The organism is Pseudoalteromonas sp. GB56 (genome assembly GCF_054923835.1).
Window position 1 is genome coordinate 101,318 of record NZ_JBPCHK010000002.1, and the last position, 18,155, is coordinate 119,472.

Genomic DNA, 18,155 nt, shown 5'->3' on the forward strand with positions numbered 1-18,155 from the left:
CAACCTTAATTCGTTTTAAACATTGTGAATGTATAAGATTTACCAGCCAGATCAAAAGTTGCCGAGCTTTGCGAAATCGAGGTCAGAGTAAAGTCCCCAATTTTTTCGCCCACCTTTAACTTTTGTGTTTTATTCTGTGATTTTTTTAATGCTGCAAACACATAGGCTTCTGGCTGAGTGTATATTGCTAACAAATTTAATGCTTTAGCGGGGTCTTCAGCTTTCGGTTTTTCAGCCACTTTTTCTTCAGTCTTTATTTCTTCCTGTGCGACTTTACCAAATAAACTGTCGTTAAAATCTGGCTTCTCTGGTACATCAAACGTTACAGCTTGATAATTTACACTCGACGCTACAACTGTTTTTCTATCAGGATCATCAGGAAGTACACGCACTATGAAATCAACACAAAATATCAACACACATACTACAGAGATAAGCTTCATCATCCGGGAGTAACCTCTGCTAATTGATGGATCCTCAAAATGAGATCTGCGTTCGCGGTTCTCCCTACTGAACTAAAGCGCATGGACTTTACCAACAGTTTTGGCTCTTGCGTATCCAACCAGTACAAAAATTCCTGTAGCGGCTTCGACGTTCCTCTCAAGCTAATGTTGTATTCAAACGTCGTGATTCCCTCTACCGTTTGTAACTCTTTGCTGTTGCGACTCGATAGTTTTAACTCTAGTTGTTGTGCTTGTTTCGCTATCTTGTCATTGAGGTGCACCTGCAAAGCTGTCTTAGAGCCTTGAAAGTACTGCTTATTAATTATATTAACTTGGTCGTCCAGATGAGCAATCGATTTTTCTAATTGTTCAACTGCACCTGATATACTTTCCTCATCTCTGAGTTGAAGTGTATAAAAGCTCGTTTCCTCTTGTAGTTCACTCTGCCATTGTAATACAGGAACAATTAAAAATTTGGCCAACAATAGAACAACGCAGAGCAACACCATCTTCGCTTGTTTTTGGCTCACACCATAACAATCAAACACTTCTAAAATAGGTGTGTTTAAACTTTTCATTGTTTTACCTTAAAACCTATACTGAAAGAGTCACGCGCTCCTGACTTTCTGATCGGCATAACATATCTTAAGTCAGACACACTCTCATTTTCTGACAGTGCTCTAAACAACTCACCCGCATCGTCAGAGATACCTGCAATTTGAATTTCACCATCAGCAATTGTCATCCCTGAGAGCTCATAATAAATACCTATATCTTTAAGTACACTAAACACCAAAAAGGTGTATCCATAGTTTTCAAACGGTTTATTCTTTTTAACAAACGTAGTCTCTAAATCGACCAGTTCCGTTTCTTTTTGTTGTACAGCCCGAGTAAGTTGTTTATTTTCTGAGAATGTCTCAAGAACTGATTGATGCTGCCAATAAATAAACGCGGAACTCAGACCCAGATAACCCAAAACAAGTAAGGTTAAAATGAGAGAATGACCAAGCGTGAATTTACTTTCAAACAGTCGCCCGAAGTGAATTTTTCTTAAAGATTGTAATAACTGCTTTTCTGAAAACTTCTCTACTATAAGAGCTTCAAAGTCATTCCGTGATACTCGCTCCCCTGATGCGAGCGCACTCAAAATTGAGTTCTGACCTCTGACAAACTGCATGCCATAATTGTCATCATCAACATAATTTCCGTAACCGTCGATGTGTGTATTTTCCTTCATCCCCAACTGGCGGATAAGTGCTGTTTCGGGAATAATCAATCCGCCCCGAGGCTGTAATTTTCGTGCCTGCTGAACAAGTTCTTTTGTTATATAACTAATAGTAACAAAATAGCCTTTTATTCCTTTTCTTACTGTTGTCCAATACTCACCATCTACTACAGGGTTATTTTGATTAACAAATAGCTCAATAGCACTCGTTAAGTCTTTGCGTTTACTGATGTTGAAATATTTACGCTGTTCGATCACATAGTCAGCTGGAATAATAAGAACCACAGGGTAAACGCTAGATTCGCCCCGCTGTTCAAGCGAAAAATACTTGGTATGCTTCCTAACGAAACCAGTTATCGCAGAAGAGTTGAAATTCATATCTAAAACTACTCGGACCAATGCCAGTATTGGATCAACGGCCTTGGTTTATACCGCAATCGATAACTAAACACAACCTCACGCTTAGCATATACTCCATGACGTTCAACTTGGACATTGATAATCAAGTTATTCGAGATTTGAAAATCCGACATCATCGGCCCTGATTGATTGCCTTTTAGGAAGTCACTGGCCTTTTCCTCTTGTCCTTGTTGTAAAAATGCCACAAGCGTCTCCTTTTTGTCACTCGCTAAGCTGGTTGCCAAAATAACGTCTTTCGATGCAAATCTGGGGTTAAAGTCTCCGCTTGTGTATAATCGCAAGTTCTCTCTAAGCAGTTCTTGTATTGATGGCTCTTTTGGAAAGCCGCATGTAATTTCGAGCTCTGATAATGATTGTATTTTTGTGTTTCTCGGTAATGGTAACTCCTGCTCTTCATACCAGAGGCTCTCACCACCATTTAGTCGCTTGAAATCATCACTATCTTGCCAATCTAACAAGCAATCGATAAATGAGTCACTTTCCATGATACTTTGCCCAGCGTTTATTAGCAGGCTTTTTACCATGGGTTCATTCAACCCCATCAAAGATAAAGTCCCTGCTGTGTCTCGAACTCTTACTTCCACATCATCCTGTAATTTAAATGCCTTACCGTAATAGTTCCCACCTTGAGCCCTATTTATCATTCCGGAAAAGTGCATAAACATAGTTCTATCGATGGCAGAATCAGCATCGATTTCTGCCAATACTCGGCTGCGCGCATTTTCGACTAACTCAATATTATCCTTTGTTTTGTCGATAAAATAGCTGAGCACCCAGCTCAGGATCGCTGCAATTACAAGTACGGAGATTAGGGCTACCCCGCGCTCTTTACGGAATTGGTTAAACATTGATTCCCGCGCCTTGTATCTCATAGAACTTCATTATATTTTCAACTCGCGTATGAAAATTCCAAATGGTCTTAACATTGCCATCATTCAATATAATTTTTATAGATTTGGGCAATAAATGTGCTGTTTCTGAATTTTCAGTTTGAGTGGGTCTCAAAATACTAAATACCGCTTCTCCCTTATCTTCTAAATCAGTCGACATTGATACATTGACTCTTTCTATACCACTGGACACTTCTAAACATTGTTCAGAGTTGGTGACAAATTCCTGTTGAATGTATGGTAGAACAGCACTGAGGGGGCATTCCCACACATTAAGTTGCTCCCCATTGGCAACGGTTACTTTCTCTATCGACACGAACACTTCCTGAAACGACTTAAATACCATGGGTGAGGAAGATACGTATTGAATCTTGGATGCGGAATGGTAGAAGTATGGCCTATAAAGCCCCTCTTGATTCTTTACGTAATAATCCAGCATACCTGCAACTGAATTACGTAAAGATACGCGAGTTAATATCTCTTTTTGTTTTTCTCCTAGTAGAGAATTTGAATTAGCAGCAGCTTTTAAAAACACCGAGAGAGACTGATAGCTTAGCGCTAAAACAAGCGTAAGTATGGTCATCGTTATCAGTACTTCTACCAATGTCATGCCTTTTTGTTTGCTCATTCCTACCCCATAAAGCCCGAACTTGGGGCATCCACTATCAGTACGTCCATATTAAACTCTGGCGCTATTTTATTGCCATTTTGGCATGAGATAATCAGTTGTACGAGGGTGAATTTTGTGCCGCCTGAAGATAGCTGCCCAGTAACAAAGTCAAAGGTTGTTTGTGTTTCTGTCGTTTTTTCTTTGGTACTCCAGTCACATGAAGTTTCATTAATCTTTACCGAGCCTGACTCTTCCCTGAACGCCTTTACTTGCTCCCTGATACTGTCACTTGCTTCAAGTAAATCACTGTACAATTCAGACGACTCAGCAAAGCGCCGGTCATTCAGAAGGTAATTGCTGTATACCACGGTGGAAATAGCAATTACCGAAGAAATAATCGTAATGGCGACCAGTAGTTCGATTAGCGTGAAGCCGTTGCTTTTGCTTTTTGACATAGATGCGTATTTAGACTCAAAGTTTGTTGTGGCTGTGTAACCTCAACACGGCAGCTGGATAACAATCCGCCTTCGAAAATCGTGAGTGTTTGTTCTTCAAAACGAAGATGCTTGAATGACTTACTTAAATAAACCTTACCTTGCTCTTTAATTTGTAACTTACCTTTATTGAGAACCAAGTGATATGCACGATTACTCCATCTTGCTTTACGTTGCAGCACCTCTAAGTTCGATTTAAACGACACTAACTCTTGCTTGGCTTGACGCTTTTCAATGGTATTAATTGTAACTGGCGCAACAAGAGCAAAACTCGCAGACATAATAATCAGAACAACTAGAATTTCAGGCAGAGTCATGCCCGCATGCTTTTTAGATGCCGACATCTTGCGCACTCATAATACTAAGCATCATGATAATCACTACGGCGCCTACAATAACCCCCATGAAAAGGATTAATAGTGGTTCCAGCATCTTTAACGTGCTTGCCAGTTTTGTATCAAACTCGTAGCTCTTTCTTTCTTGCATCTCAGAAAATGCTGTTACCAAATTACCTGTTTCTTCACCGACCTCGATAAAGCCCAACTCCATTACTGTAAAGAGACCCGTTTCTTCCATCGCGTCTGTCAGCGAAGTTCCACTTTGAATCTTATTTTTCACTTCGGTAAATTTAAGTCGGGAACTCTCATCTGTTAGCGTGTTTGCGGAGAGCATAAGTGCGTCAGTAATCGACAACCCAGAATTCAAAGTAGTCCTCATTGCTGAGGAAAATCTGAGCTGTTGAGACAACACAACCATAGAGCTAATAAGAGGCAGCGCCTTACAATATTCCCACAACGCTTTTCGGGCATTACGAATGGATTGAGAGTTTGACAGAGCAAATAGAAAGATCCCTGCGAAGCCGACCACTAGACTAATGGTTCCCGCTGGACTTCTAACAAATTCAGACAACCCCATAAGAGCAATGGTGTACCCAGGTAGATCTTTTGCTTGCTCCAACATCACGGAAAGCTGAGGTACAACACTATACAAAATAAACAAGACTGATAGCACACATACAAATACGATAATCATCGGATAAATACCCGCTTGTTTGATTTGTCTGTTTACTTTTTCTTGAAACTTTAACTGTAAGCTCAAATCTGTAAGCACTTGTGCCAAGCGCCCTGTGCTCTCACCGATGGTGACTAGATTAATAACAAGTTCATCAAAATGGTCTTTATGTTTGCTTAGGGCATTAGCAAAAGACTGCCCCCCACGAACTTGATTCTGTAGATCATCAACTAACTCTCTCTGAGCTTCGCTTTCAGAAGATTTTGCAACAAGGCTTAACGCACGATCCAAGGTAATCCCGCTTGACAGCAAACTCGCTAAGTTTGTCATGATAAGCTCAATAGCCTGAGAGTCGATTTTTTTGCCAAATAAACTGTCTTGCCACGAATCGCCCTGAGCTTTAATGGTCAAGGCTGTTGCCCTCATTTCCTTGAGTTCATCATAAACGCCATTTTCATTTTCAGCGGAGAATATTTTTTTACCTTTTATTCCTTGGTTATCGACGTATGTGACAAGATACTTTTTCATTATCCAGCAACCCTAACCACTTCATCAATTGTTGTTTGCCCTTTGAGAACCTTAACTATTCCATCTTGATAAAGTGTCCTCATTCCGTTGGAACGCATGTACTCAGAAGCTTTAACAGTAAAAGAAGAGTCTTTTGGCATTGTCTTCACATCAACATTATTTGGAAGGTATTCGATAAGCGCTAGACGGCCTTTGTAACCGCTATTCCCACATTTTGGACAACCTACTGCTTTTCTAATTTTTGCACTTTCCAGCAAACTATCGTCAAGTATATGGCCACTATTTCTCAGTTTACTTAGTGTTTCTTCAGCCAACTCATCCGGTTGTGAACATTCACATAGCTTTCTAGCAAGTCGTTGAGCAATCATGGATATAACAGAAGCATTAAGTAAAAACTCATCTACACCTAAATCAATCAAGCGAACGTATGCACTAGGGGCATCATTTGTGTGTACGGTACTAAACACTAAATGCCCTGTCAGTGACGATTGCATAGCAATTCTCGCAGTTTCTGCATCACGAATCTCACCCACCATGATGACATCAGGGTCTTGACGAACAATTGATCTCAGACCGGCAGCAAAGTCGAAGCCAATCTCACTATTCACTTGGATTTGGTTCACTCCTTCAAGCTCATACTCTACCGGGTCTTCAAGCGTAATGATCTTTTCATTACTGGAGTTTAATTGTTGCAAGAATGAATACAGCGTAGTCGTTTTACCCGAACCTGTTGGTCCAGTCATTAATATAACGCCTGCAGTCTTGGTTAAATCAGCTTGAAGCTTCGCTATCGTATCTGGTTCAAACCCTAAGTCAGCCATATCAAGTCTTAGCGAGCCTTTCTCTAAGAAACGCATTACGACACTCTCGCCGTTGTTTAGTGGCAAAATTGAGGTTCGAATATCAATCTTTCTCTGTGGCAGCGCAATTTTTCCATCCTGAGGGCGGCGTTTTTCAGCAATGTCCAAATGAGCAAGGATTCTTTATTCGAGAAACGACCGGGAGAACTAGATTTGGAGGAATATCATCTAAGTTTTGCAACACACCATCAACACGAATTCGTACTCTACCACCACGCTCAATAGGTTCAATGTGCATGTCAGACGCTTTAGCATCAAGCGCCCTATTAACAAGGGAGTTTACTAGGTTGATGATTGGCGCCTCAGATGCCATAGCCCGCAATCTCTCGACTTCCACTATTGCCGATGTTTGAATTTCTTTTGTTTGCTCGAATACCGTCGCCACCTTTTGCAATAAAGCTTCAGATGTCAGCACCAGTCGGTAAGAAACTTGATTAAAGTCCAAGAAATTCGCGGCTTCGATACTCAGCGGGTGATTTGTAACAATCGTCAAAATGTCGTCCTCAAAGGACAACGGATACCACGAATATTGCTCGAGCCAATGCCAGTCTACACCTTGCTCGTAGGCCTTTTTGATCTGAGTTTCATCAATAAAATCTGAAAAATTATCAAACGTAATAATATCCAGCGATAGACGTTTTCCTAGAAATTCTAAAAACCTTTCTTCAGATACGCCTGACAATGAGAGAATTACACTCTCATAACTTGCATTGTGCCCTTGCTGATACGCATCAAGTTCTGAGCGTTCGATAGGTGATTCAGAAGGGCGTAATTCATTAATTAGCTCAAGCAACAGGTTCATTGATAAACGATATCCGTATCTAAATCTTCGCCACCCTGTTTACCATCTTTACCTAAGCTCTGAAGCTTGTAAGTTGAGCCTGAACGCTCGTAGTAGTAAGGATTGTCCCATGGATCGTTTGGAATTGCCTTAGGAAGATATGGGCCATCCCAATGGCGGCCTGTTTTGTTCATTAAGTCATCCAGCTTTTCAGGAAAATCTCCCGTATCCAAACGATAAGTATCAATCGCAGTACCAAGAAGCTGCATTTGCGCTTCAGCAGTTTTGACTTTAGATGAGTCCACCTTGCCAAACATTGCCGGCCCCACTAACGATGCGATTAAACCAATGATCACCATTACAATTAATAACTCTACGAGGGAGAAACCTCTGTTTGAACTCATTTTAAACCCTTTTGTGATTGTTTTTGCTTAAATGCACAGCAATTAAACATGATACTTATTATTGAATCAAGCGAGCAGGGCTGCCTATATAGACACCTGTTGCTAAGTTCTTAGTTGCCGTGGCATTTGCCCCTAAAACAACGCCATCCCCCAAACTAACCAATGGCAAAACAACACTGGATGCCCCAACTAAGCAATTGCAGCCAACATTTGCTCCACCTAACAAAACTGAATTTGGCGCGATATGAGAAAAGCTACCTACGCAAACATCATGTTCAACTACAGAAGCTGAATTCACTATGACGCCATCTTCAATATGCGCGTCAGCATTAACAGTCGCATTTGGCGCTATTAAGACACCTTTACCCAAGACACATGAATTACTCACCGATGCGCTTGGCGCTGCCAGTGTTACAATATTTAGTTGCTCAATGAATATACGCTCAGCTAGGCGCTGTCTAATTGTATTACTCCCTACCGCAATAAATACATTTTCATTATTATTGAGTTCGAAAAAGCGTTGGGAGTTACCAACAACAGTGATGCCGCAGACTTCTTTGCCAATCAAATCTATCGCATCGTCATACAAATACAATTCGTTGTAGCCAAGTTGCATCGCCACATCGATAACAACTTTTGCATGCCCGCCTGCTCCAAGTATATGTAGCTTTGTGTTCAATCAATTATTTCCTTTAAACGGTTCAGCTGTCGCTTTACCATCTTGGCTTATCCCTTTACGGGACAGCACAGTACCGATAGTTTTAAAAATAACTTTAATATCTAACCACAAGCTCATATTTTCTACGTACCAAACATCTAGCTCGAATTTATCTTTCCATGAAATAGCGTTTCGACCATTCACTTGAGCCCAGCCAGTGATTCCCGGACGCACTTCATGTCTTCGACTCTGACGTTCATTATACAAAGGGAGATATTCCATCAACAAAGGTCGCGGTCCAATAAAGCTCATATCCCCTTTTAAGATGTTGTATAGCTCAGGAAGTTCATCTAATGATGTAGCTCGTAACTTTTTGCCAAATGATGTCAGGCGTTTATCATCATTCAATAACTCACCATTTTGGTCTTTTTCATCGGTCATAGACCTAAATTTATACATCATAAATGGCTTTCCATTTAAGCCCGGTCTCATCTGTTTGAATATAACCGGCCGCCCCAATCTAATAGCTATCACAAAATATAAAATAATAAACACTGGCAAAAGGACAGCTATGAGAATCAGTGCAAAAATAATATCAAGTAGTCGTTTCATAAATCCGGAAGATATGGTGTGCGAGATTTTTATCGTGAGGAGGAATATAACACACATCAATTATGTGCCATATTCCAAACTTGATTTAGACCTGAGCTAACTTCAAAACTTCTTGCAACGTAGATGCAGTCTTGGCAATTTCTTCTTGGGTTAATGTTGGGTGCACTAAAAACATAATACTAACTTCACCTAATTGAGCCGCCACTGGCAGGGTGTCCACTTCAAAACCAGCGTTAGTAAATGCCTTCTCTTTATATATTTCGCTGCATGAACCTTGATAACAAGGAACACCACGAGCAACGATTGCCTCAATTATCTTATCTCTACTCCAGCCAGACTTCAGAAGACTTTCATCAACATAAAAGTAAAGTTTATAGTATGCATGAGAGATTCCTTCTTCAGGTGTAAAGTCTTTCAGCAACTCAAAACTACTCGCTGCCTCTTTGATAGCTTGGGCATTTTCTTTACGAGTTTTGATCCACGAAGGCATACGTCGCAATTGAATACGACCGATTACAGCCTGCATTTCTGTCAACCTGAAGTTTGTTCCGAACGACTCATGCAACCATCTGAAGCCTGGTGGGTGCGACTCGTTGTAGACAGTATCATAGCTTTTGCCATGATCCTTGTATGACCACATCTTATCCCAAAGTGACTTATTGTTAGTTGTAACCATGCCACCTTCACCACCCGTAGACATTATTTTATCTTGGCAGAAAGACCAGCAGCCTACGTCTCCAATGCTACCTACTGATTTACCCTTATAAATAGCACCATGAGCTTGTGCACAATCCTCTATCACATAAATATTATGTTGCTTTGCGGTGGCCATTATTTCATCCATGTCACATGGCCAACCAGCCAAATGAACACAAATTATTGCCTTCGTTTTGCTTGTGATCATTGATGCAACAGACTGAGGACATAGGTTACCACTGTGCTCTTGCACATCAGCAAAAACAGGTATACCTTTTTGCATAATTACACTGCTGGCAGTCGCCAGAAACGTTCTTGGGGGTACAATAACTTCATCACCATCTTCTAACCCGATGGCTTGAAGAGCTAATTCCAGCGCAGTTGTGCCATTACTCACTGCAATGGCATATTTAGTTTGCGCAAACTGTGCAAACTCGTGCTCAAACTTACGACACTCTTCTCCCGTCCAGTAATTAACACGATTACTTAACAAAACGTTAGAAACAGCATCCGCTTCTTCTTGTGTGAATGATGGCCATGGTGAGAAACCAGTGTTAAGCATTAATTAGAGCTCCTTCGCAAAAATATAGCGGTATTAAATTAGGGAAATTTTACTGAATATAGGGATCACAATCAGCCAATTCTGAGTGATAGCAAGCCGCAGTCAAGCTAAATACCTCGGCAAATCCATTATCGAAATATGCAGGCCACTCGAACAAGGGGTGGCGCTCTCTGCTTGTGTTGGGGCCAACATAGTATTCTAGCGCGCTATTACTAAGAGGAAATTGAGATGCCATCTTTAACATACCTTGTTGGTATTCTTTGGAGTCCAAAAAAGTATAATATCCGACAAAAAGAGTCCCTGATAGCTGGTACGCTTGATAACCATTCCCGCTGCCTTGCGTCACATAGTTGTATCGATATATCCCATTCTCTCCGGTTGAGAAATTCCGTTGTAGAAGTGTGAAATTCCCATATTCATCAGTTACGTTTTCCAACACTAGATTTTCGTATGTTTGCCTATGGGCATTTTTTATTTGCTGAAAATATTGGTCGTTTGCTGCATCTGCAAATGAATCGAGCCACAAAGGCAGCCTATGTAAATGACTACTATCTATTCCAATATTATCGATTTGTTTAACTTCTAGGTTATCACCCATCTCTTGATGACCAGCATAAGCATAATCACGATGATCAGACCATACTCCTCGCTGAAAAAACCAATTTCCTTGGGTGTCATATTCACCATAACTCTCTAACAGTGACTTGGTCAGAGTGAACACTTCATCATGGTTTAAGTTTAAGGATTCACCCGTCAGCTTCTCTAAATAAACGAGATCATTAATTGCTGCCAAAGTAAACCAATCTACATCCACAACGGCTCTATAAAACTTATAGCGAGTTTCTGGTTTACTGAGCAACCACTCAAGCTTTTCCTTGACTCCAGTGAACTCGAGTGACGTATCCCAGTGAAATGCTTGTCGTGAGGACCACAATTCAACCACTTCATTTCTAGCCCAATACAGTATTTCTGGGTTCAACTCACCTTGTTGTGCTACCAACTTTAGGTATTGCGTTATAAAGTAAAGATATTGCGTGCCAGTTACAGTTCCTCTAATACTTTCAATATCAATATTAAAGTAAGAATCTTCTACCAAGCGAGCAAAGGCAGGCCTTGGATCTTCTTCGAACCTTTCTGGATATTTGTAGGCATAGTGCATTGGCACCATTAAACTCGCTGAAGCATCATAAGCATAATCAAACATCCACAATGGCTCATTCGCGGCGTATTCAATGGAGTCACTCCAAAGCGCTTGAAAGTGATTACTGTGATACACAATTTCAACAGGTTCTTTTATCTGCGTATCTTCTGACTGCTCAGAACAACCAACCAACAACGCTAGCAGTATGGGGAGAGTGAGTGCGTTACTTTTCATCATTGATGTTCCAAATAATCAGACTGTATAGAAAAACGTAAAATAGTGCCATGACGCAACTATACACAAGCAGAAACTCTACCGCTAGCCAGTTTAAAGTTACTGCGAATGCTATCAACAATAACAGTGAGACAAACCTCAGCATATCCCAAACAAGCGCAACATGCTGCTTATTCAGCACATTTAGAGCGTTTGTGATAGCGAAGAAAGTTAATTGCGCAACGAACATGGGAATTAATACGCGTAGGAAACTCCCCGCATCCCCCAACCATCGCCAAATAGAAATTGGCTCACACTGGGAGCACCGATATACACTAATGAAAAAATAACCAAGGAAACAAGAAAGGATTTGAGGATCACTTTATTGACGAGTTCTTTTCTGTTGTTGCTGCAATCAAGCTTGCTGAATTGACTTGAAAAAGCTTGCGACATTGATTGCCCTACTAACGCAAGCGGTGCGGCGGCCACACGATTAACCAAAAAATATACTCCAGCTGCAGCAGCTCCATACTGGTAGGCCAAAAATAAGCTGGGGAGCTGCAATGACGCTGAGTTCATTAATCCTGCAGGAACGGAGTACTTTATAAATGACTTGCTAAGGGTTAGCTGTTTCTTAAAGCTAAACCCAACTTTATATTGAGTAATATCTCGCCAATTTCCTTTCATGGAGAATATAGACGCCGCACATCTACCCAGTGCCTCTGAAATTAGCAAGCCCTTGCCAGCAGAAGCTAACACAAACTGTGATATTACCGTGATAACGCTTTTTGAAACTTTGCCGCTATTTGCCGAAGAATATAACCCTTTGTAAACAAGAAAGTTTGTAATCGTATTAAATATCGCAAGCAAGAAGGCAAAAGGAGGAATAAAGAATAAAACCGCGGTTGGCACATTCAGCCAAGCACTCAATGTATTAGAGAAGATAAAGATTAGTGCAGCAAAAGCAAATGCGTTGAATATTGACGTAATTACGGCAGAAAATAATGCGTGATGCAGCTGGGACTCTTTTCGTGAGTTAAAGATTGATAGTTCAAGCTTCAATGAGACAACGATAGATAGTACTGCACTTGCACTAACTACCACCGCTAAAACACCAAATTCCTCTTTGGAATACAAACGGGCGATAAAGGGAGTCGCTGCGAATGTAATCAATTGCGCTAATGCATTGCCTTTGACTAGTTTTAATACCCCCTTAACATAGCTATTAAAATAGGCTGAGCGCCCCGCGCCAAAAGGTAGATTTGATTTCAATCGTAAGCCCTATATCCCAGATAAAATGAATGTAGTGGATATATTAAACCTCAAACCTGAGAGGCTTCCTTATCCACTACATTATTCAACACAGATTCACTACACCCAATCGCGATAGCCTGCAATAATATTATTAACCTGCTCTTCCCAGCTATATTTATGAATGTTATTTTTACCGTTATTACCTAATTTTCCTCTTAATTCATTATCTTGAATTAAGCTCAACAACGCTTTATTGATACTTTCCCTGCTTTCAGGTTCAACCAACAATCCACACTCTTCTTCTTCCACAATCTGCCTATTAATGGGGAAATCAGAGACGAGAAAAGGAATGCCTAGCGCCATATATTCAAAGATTTTTGTGGGGTAAGAGGATATATAGTTTGGAGTTCTATCAAGGACTGCACACCCTACATGGCAATCCTTAATAACATTACTAGCATCCTCAAATTTCATATACCCTGGAGCATAGAAATAATCTAGCTGCGCCCCCAAAGCTTCTAACTTTCCTTGAATATCAGGTGAGTTAAAAGGCCCAATGCAAATATAACCAAGCTGTAATTCACTATTCGCCTTTTTTATCTCAACTAGCTCCTCTAAGACAGTGAGGCAGCCCCTTGCATAGGTGATACTGCCCACATAACCGATATCAATTCGAGACGAACCCTTATCCGTTTTGGTCAGCTTGGTTAATGTATCAACGTCAGGTAAGTTCAATGCAAACTTAAACTTATCTACATATGGATAGTTGTTTTTATAATCCGTTTCAGCGAATACAACTGGTCCTTTACCAATCAAAATACGTTCGTATAATTTGGCAAGTAGCCTACTAGCTCCCCTGAAAGCCTTTGGGATACTGGGCTTGAGAAGCAATTGTTCGTGAAAAGCCTCATGGGCATCATAAACCAAACACTTACGTTTTAATAAAAACAAAGGCTTCAAAATTAATAACTCAGGGTCATGAATGTGATAGATATCTGCCTCAGTAGTAACGGCAGTTCTATATGCTTTCATCACCATTCTTAAACGCCCCAATAAACCTTTGTGCTTTTTGCCCAAAGGTAAAACTTTAACAGCGCCCTTAAACTCTTCGTTTTCACCTGGCGCTACAAGTGTAACGTCTAACCCCTTCTTAGCTAACCACTGGCACTCTTTATAGTAAATTCGGTTATCAAAAGCATTATGAACAGTTGTGATATGAGTAATTTTCATAACTTGTGTCTATAACCGCTTATCAACCATGTGCTTTGGCAAACCACCTTTAACATCAAAAACCACGCTCTCATCCTTAAGCAAAGACTTTACAAACTCACCTTGATTAGCATAAAAAGCCTCATGGCCTACCGCAACAAGAATAGCGTCATAGTGATTCCCTGTTAAATCAGTACACATATCAATGCCATACTCTTTTTTAACTTCATCAACACTAGCGACAGGATCGTAAATATCAGCGGTTACGCCGTATTCACTATTCAACTGCTTGTATATATCAATGACTTTAGTGTTTCGTGTATCAGGGCATTGCTCTTTAAATGTAAACCCAAGAATAAGAACATTCGCTTTATGAATATCAATACGTTGCTTAATCATAAGCTTCATGAGTTCTTGTGCAATGTATGCGCCCATACCATCGTTGATACGTCTACCTGATAAAATGACATCAGGGATGTAACCATGCGCCTGAGCTTTATAAGTCAAATAATACGGGTCAACACCGATACAATGCCCACCAACTAAACCTGGTTGAAATGGTAAGAAATTCCATTTAGTTCCAGCCGCTTCTAAGACATCTTTGGTATCAATATTGAGTCGTTCAAAAATGATAGCTAATTCGTTGATGAGAGCGATGTTTAGATCTCGTTGTGTATTTTCAATTACCTTTGCAGCCTCAGCCACCTTTATGGATGGTGCTAAATGAGTGCCTGCAACGATTATTTCTTTATACAGTTCATCCACTTCAGCGGCTATGCTCTCAGTACTTCCAGAGGTGATTTTCATGATATTAGGAAGTCTATTTGTTTTATCACCAGGATTTATCCGCTCAGGTGAATAACCAACAAAAAAGTCCTTATTGAAAATCAACCCTGAAGACTTCTCAATTTCAGGTACACAAACTTCCTCTGTTGCTCCGGGATATACTGTAGACTCGAATATAACAATATCCCCCTTGCCGATAACACTCCCCAGTTGACGGCTGGCGCTTATCAATGGCGACAAGTCAGGGGTCTTATCATGGGCAACTGGCGTAGGAACCGTCACAATATAAATTTGGCACTGTGACAATAACGAAATATCAGAAGTGAATCGCAATTTATCTGCACGTTGTAACTCGTCTGAGCTAACTTCTTTAGTCTGGTCTTCATGTGCTTCTAACTGAGCAATGCGTTCCTTATTTATATCGAAGCCAATAACATCCCTATATTTACCGAACTCAACAGCCAAAGGCAATCCAACATACCCCAGTCCGATGATAGCTATTTTTTTCATATCTTTGCTCCGATATTCTCTATAACGATCCGATGGCTGCGACAGCCACACCTAATTGATAGATTATTTGTGTTACTTGTGACCACAAGGTCAAGTTATCCGTGTATGTACTGTCTAGTGGCACAACAATCGTATCTCCCGCATCGATAACACCATCGTCATTCGACACCGCAAACCAGCTGCCCTTATTCGGCACCACCACTTGACCATTTGCCTTTATTACATACACCTTCTCTGCCGCCGCTTTGTCTTTTAAACCGCCGCTTAAATTAATGTAATCTTCTATATCCAGCCCTTGTTTATGTAAATGCGATGTCGCAACATAGACTTCACCTATTACATTAACTGATTGCCTTTCCGTTGGAATATACAACGTGTCCTTATCTTCAAGGACTAGGTTTATTTCATTACCCATCACGCTGTCTATATCGATAATCAATCGACCAACCGCTTCCGTCTCCGATAATTGGTCTATTAATTTATTTAAACCACCCGCTCCCGACGTTAAAAGGCTATCGCTCGCATTTAAATTGTTTGTAATGACTTCCCGACGTAAAGAATCCGAAAGGTCTTTTAAGTATTTTTGTTCTTGCTCTTTCAAAGATTCACGTGTAAAAATCGCCGCATCTACCGCTGCGTATTCTGTAAATCCACCTGCACGCTCTATGACACTTTTTAACGTCTCACCGCGTCTAATGGTGTACTTCCCTGGTAAAAGAACCTCACCCACCAACTCTATAACTTGGCTCTCTTGCCAGTTAGGAGCTTTAAAAATGTTTATGTAGTCGCGCCCTTCCAGTGTATAGTCACTTCGACCTTGCTCACTGAGTGCCTCATCAAGCGGCACTGTTAAATTACGAACATCTATTTTATCTGCTAAATCAATACGAGTGATTTCTGCTTGTTTTAAATAGCTTCCCTCTAGTAAGCCGCCCGCTGCAGCAATGATATCTGTCACTAACGCACCTTCCTCAATTGGGTATAAGCCCGGGAACCTTACATTTCCTGACACCTCAACAATGAGTGCTGGCTTCCCGCCACTGCCTTGATTAGACAAATCATTTAATATTGGTGCTAATAACTTTGAGCGGCTAAATACGGCTAACTCTGCCTCTATCCGGCGCTTTTGTTCTTCTACTTGCAGCTCTTTTATTTCATCTTGAAGTGACTTAATTAAAATTGGGTATGTATTAGTTACAAATACATCTTTCTTTTCCCCATTTTGATTACTTAATGTCGCTTGCTCTATATCAGCGCCCAAATCAGAGCTACTGTCTGTGTACTCTTCAAACTTGAATTGCTTATACTCACTCCAACGCAGACGATTTCCTAGCTCTCTAAGTTCATCTTGAGTAAGTGCTTTTTTTCTCAGCTGGGATAATTCTTGGCTCTTCAGCTCATAGTTGCTAAAGACAACGATTCTGTCGCCTGCATTTAATTGTTCATCTGCCTGACTTTGATGTAGCTCTCGTGGAGAAAATTGGCTAACTCTTTTTAGACCTGAGCTATCCGTGTGCACTATCAAGGCATAGTTAATATCTGCATTAGGTAATAATGCACTTGGCAGCTCCCCAAGCACATCTGACAAACGCATGCCGTTGAACCACTGATATTCACCCGGTCGCGCTACCGCTCCAATCAAGTACACGGAGTTCTTTGACTCTTTTGCTTTTTTTGGCACATAGACTTCGTCACCATCGTTCAACAACATGTTTTTCTTTTGCGAAAAATCCACATTTTGAACCGAACGTTGTCCCTGTCCCGCATACGTACTTACTTTTAACGAACTCGTATACGCATTTGCGGAAAAACCACCTGCAAACGCAATCGCGTCTACTAGTGACTCTTTTTCTTGTAGTTCATAAATAGCTTCTCGTTTCACGCCACCTTGAACTGATACCAGCTTACTGGCCGTGGGAACTAATATGACATCCCCTGTTTTCAGGGTTATGTCCCCTAAATTTGAACCTGCTAAAAGCAAATCGTATAAATCAAACTTACCAACTTGTTCACCCTGGCGCTTTAGAGAAATAGACCTAAAAGAGCCGACATCACTTACCCCGCCCGCAAAGCTCACTGCGGTACTTATCGTAGATAAAGGAGGAAGCAAATAAGGTCCTGGTTTTACAACTTCACCCGTCACGTACACCTTAACCGGCTGTACCTTTGACAGTGAAACCAACGTTTGCACACCAATAAACTTATTCTCAGCTTGTTGTGCAACACGCTTTTTTACTTCTTCTAATGTTAAGCCTGAGACCTGAAGAGGACCGATACCAGGCACCATAATTGAGCCATTAGGTAATACTTCCAAGGCAAACTCTTCGTTTTGCTCACCATACAATACGACCGAAAGCTCATCTCCAGCTGAAAGAAGGTAACTCGCTGGCGCAGACTGCACTTGAGCCGTCATCATATTATTCAGCTCACTTTGAAAAAAGTCGCTGCCATAACGCGTCAGTACATTGTCTTCAGGTTTATAGTATTCATCCTCAGGAAACAAAGCTCCCGCCGATTCATGGGTTGGTAACTCTTGCGTAAATGGTTGGTATTCCGGTGTGTCAACTTGAGACTGTGAAGCTGAGCCCGATGATAAGAGCGTATTTACATCCACACCATACTTTCTTGCGAGGGCTTCTTGCTGCGATTTAGGGAGCTTTTTGAACATCTCTAGTTGAGATTGACTTATTTGAGGCGAGGCTGATGCCACATCCACGGCACTAAAAAAAAGCACAGCAAGTATAAATACTTTACTTAATACTCGATACACATCGTTCTCCAACTAGAAACCCCTAAATCAGCCGCGAATTGTATCGAAAGTTGACATACATTGAAAATGTTAATTGTT

At 40.8% G+C, this 18,155-nt stretch carries 19 protein-coding genes; all 19 read right to left on the minus strand.

The annotated features are described in order from the left end of the window. Positions 1-5: 5 nt before the first annotated feature. On the minus strand, positions 6-446 hold the full coding sequence (locus ACH19P_RS15220) for a hypothetical protein (protein ID WP_462159446.1): 441 nt from the start codon (positions 444-446) through the stop codon (positions 6-8). Continuing rightward, on the minus strand, positions 443-1,021 hold the full coding sequence (locus ACH19P_RS15225) for a GspMb/PilO family protein (RefSeq protein WP_462159447.1): 579 nt from the start codon (positions 1,019-1,021) through the stop codon (positions 443-445). The genes ACH19P_RS15220 and ACH19P_RS15225 overlap by 4 nt, the downstream gene beginning before the upstream one ends. Then, positions 1,018-2,046, minus strand: a complete 1,029-nt coding sequence (locus tag ACH19P_RS15230; protein WP_462159448.1) for a hypothetical protein — start codon at positions 2,044-2,046, stop codon at positions 1,018-1,020. The genes ACH19P_RS15225 and ACH19P_RS15230 overlap by 4 nt, the downstream gene beginning before the upstream one ends. A gap of 8 nt (positions 2,047-2,054) precedes the next feature. Then, positions 2,055-2,936: a type II secretion system minor pseudopilin gene (locus ACH19P_RS15235; protein ID WP_462159449.1), complete on the minus strand. Its 882-nt coding sequence runs from the start codon at positions 2,934-2,936 to the stop codon at positions 2,055-2,057. Further along, the gene (locus tag ACH19P_RS15240) at positions 2,929-3,606 is read right to left on the minus strand and encodes a PulJ/GspJ family protein (protein ID WP_462159450.1); all 678 of its coding nucleotides are present in this window, start codon (positions 3,604-3,606) and stop codon (positions 2,929-2,931) included. Before ACH19P_RS15240 ends, ACH19P_RS15235 begins: the two co-directional genes overlap by 8 nt. Before the next feature lie 2 nt (positions 3,607-3,608). Then, a complete protein-coding gene (locus ACH19P_RS15245; protein WP_462159451.1) occupies positions 3,609-4,043 on the minus strand; it encodes a type II secretion system protein in 435 nt (144 codons plus the stop codon). Then, positions 4,010-4,426 (minus strand): prepilin-type N-terminal cleavage/methylation domain-containing protein, encoded by a 417-nt coding sequence (locus tag ACH19P_RS15250; protein WP_462159452.1) that lies wholly within the window; start codon positions 4,424-4,426, stop codon positions 4,010-4,012. The genes ACH19P_RS15245 and ACH19P_RS15250 overlap by 34 nt, the downstream gene beginning before the upstream one ends. Further along, complete coding sequence (locus ACH19P_RS15255; protein WP_462159453.1) at positions 4,413-5,621, minus strand: type II secretion system F family protein; 1,209 nt, start codon at positions 5,619-5,621, stop codon at positions 4,413-4,415. Before ACH19P_RS15255 ends, ACH19P_RS15250 begins: the two co-directional genes overlap by 14 nt. Then, positions 5,621-6,589, minus strand: a complete 969-nt coding sequence (locus ACH19P_RS15260) for a GspE/PulE family protein (protein WP_462159454.1) — start codon at positions 6,587-6,589, stop codon at positions 5,621-5,623. Before ACH19P_RS15260 ends, ACH19P_RS15255 begins: the two co-directional genes overlap by 1 nt. Further along, positions 6,576-7,283, minus strand: coding sequence for an ATPase, T2SS/T4P/T4SS family (locus tag ACH19P_RS15265; protein WP_462159455.1), 708 nt, complete (start codon positions 7,281-7,283; stop codon positions 6,576-6,578). Before ACH19P_RS15265 ends, ACH19P_RS15260 begins: the two co-directional genes overlap by 14 nt. Then, on the minus strand, positions 7,280-7,666 hold the full coding sequence (gspG, locus tag ACH19P_RS15270) for a type II secretion system major pseudopilin GspG (protein WP_462159456.1): 387 nt from the start codon (positions 7,664-7,666) through the stop codon (positions 7,280-7,282). Before gspG ends, ACH19P_RS15265 begins: the two co-directional genes overlap by 4 nt. Before the next feature lie 58 nt (positions 7,667-7,724). Continuing rightward, entirely contained in the window at positions 7,725-8,345 is a 621-nt protein-coding gene (locus tag ACH19P_RS15275; protein ID WP_462159457.1) for an acetyltransferase, read from the minus strand. Next, on the minus strand, positions 8,346-8,993 hold the full coding sequence (locus ACH19P_RS15280) for a sugar transferase (RefSeq protein WP_462159483.1): 648 nt from the start codon (positions 8,991-8,993) through the stop codon (positions 8,346-8,348). Between the two features lie 28 nt (positions 8,994-9,021). Continuing rightward, positions 9,022-10,194: a DegT/DnrJ/EryC1/StrS family aminotransferase gene (locus tag ACH19P_RS15285; RefSeq protein WP_462159458.1), complete on the minus strand. Its 1,173-nt coding sequence runs from the start codon at positions 10,192-10,194 to the stop codon at positions 9,022-9,024. 49 nt (positions 10,195-10,243) lie between these two features. Beyond that, positions 10,244-11,572, minus strand: a complete 1,329-nt coding sequence (locus tag ACH19P_RS15290) for a hypothetical protein (RefSeq protein WP_462159459.1) — start codon at positions 11,570-11,572, stop codon at positions 10,244-10,246. A gap of 231 nt (positions 11,573-11,803) precedes the next feature. Next, entirely contained in the window at positions 11,804-12,820 is a 1,017-nt protein-coding gene (locus tag ACH19P_RS15295) for a lipopolysaccharide biosynthesis protein (RefSeq protein WP_462159460.1), read from the minus strand. Between the two features lie 99 nt (positions 12,821-12,919). Further along, complete coding sequence (locus ACH19P_RS15300; protein WP_462159461.1) at positions 12,920-14,032, minus strand: glycosyltransferase; 1,113 nt, start codon at positions 14,030-14,032, stop codon at positions 12,920-12,922. A gap of 9 nt (positions 14,033-14,041) precedes the next feature. After that, the gene (locus ACH19P_RS15305; RefSeq protein ID WP_462159462.1) at positions 14,042-15,307 is read right to left on the minus strand and encodes a nucleotide sugar dehydrogenase; all 1,266 of its coding nucleotides are present in this window, start codon (positions 15,305-15,307) and stop codon (positions 14,042-14,044) included. Between the two features lie 19 nt (positions 15,308-15,326). Then, entirely contained in the window at positions 15,327-18,077 is a 2,751-nt protein-coding gene (locus ACH19P_RS15310) for an SLBB domain-containing protein (RefSeq protein ID WP_462159463.1), read from the minus strand. Positions 18,078-18,155 lie beyond the last annotated feature (78 nt).

Bases quoted from the DNA above. Each gene is read 5' to 3' on its own strand.
- ACH19P_RS15265 (WP_462159455.1), bottom strand. From the start codon at position 7,283: ATGAACCTGTTGCTTGAGCTAATTAATGAATTACGCCCTTCTGAATCA.
- ACH19P_RS15245 (WP_462159451.1), bottom strand. From the start codon at position 4,043: ATGTCAAAAAGCAAAAGCAACGGCTTCACGCTAATCGAACTACTGGTC.
- ACH19P_RS15300 (WP_462159461.1), bottom strand. From the start codon at position 14,032: ATGAAAATTACTCATATCACAACTGTTCATAATGCTTTTGATAACCGA.
- ACH19P_RS15225 (WP_462159447.1), bottom strand. From the start codon at position 1,021: ATGAAAAGTTTAAACACACCTATTTTAGAAGTGTTTGATTGTTATGGT.
- ACH19P_RS15290 (WP_462159459.1), bottom strand. From the start codon at position 11,572: ATGATGAAAAGTAACGCACTCACTCTCCCCATACTGCTAGCGTTGTTG.
- ACH19P_RS15250 (WP_462159452.1), bottom strand. From the start codon at position 4,426: ATGTCGGCATCTAAAAAGCATGCGGGCATGACTCTGCCTGAAATTCTA.
- ACH19P_RS15280 (WP_462159483.1), bottom strand. From the start codon at position 8,993: ATGTGTGTTATATTCCTCCTCACGATAAAAATCTCGCACACCATATCT.
- ACH19P_RS15305 (WP_462159462.1), bottom strand. From the start codon at position 15,307: ATGAAAAAAATAGCTATCATCGGACTGGGGTATGTTGGATTGCCTTTG.
- ACH19P_RS15240 (WP_462159450.1), bottom strand. From the start codon at position 3,606: ATGAGCAAACAAAAAGGCATGACATTGGTAGAAGTACTGATAACGATG.
- ACH19P_RS15235 (WP_462159449.1), bottom strand. From the start codon at position 2,936: ATGTTTAACCAATTCCGTAAAGAGCGCGGGGTAGCCCTAATCTCCGTA.
- ACH19P_RS15255 (WP_462159453.1), bottom strand. From the start codon at position 5,621: ATGAAAAAGTATCTTGTCACATACGTCGATAACCAAGGAATAAAAGGT.
- gspG (WP_462159456.1), bottom strand. From the start codon at position 7,666: ATGAGTTCAAACAGAGGTTTCTCCCTCGTAGAGTTATTAATTGTAATG.
- ACH19P_RS15220 (WP_462159446.1), bottom strand. From the start codon at position 446: ATGATGAAGCTTATCTCTGTAGTATGTGTGTTGATATTTTGTGTTGAT.
- ACH19P_RS15230 (WP_462159448.1), bottom strand. From the start codon at position 2,046: ATGAATTTCAACTCTTCTGCGATAACTGGTTTCGTTAGGAAGCATACC.
- ACH19P_RS15285 (WP_462159458.1), bottom strand. From the start codon at position 10,194: ATGCTTAACACTGGTTTCTCACCATGGCCATCATTCACACAAGAAGAA.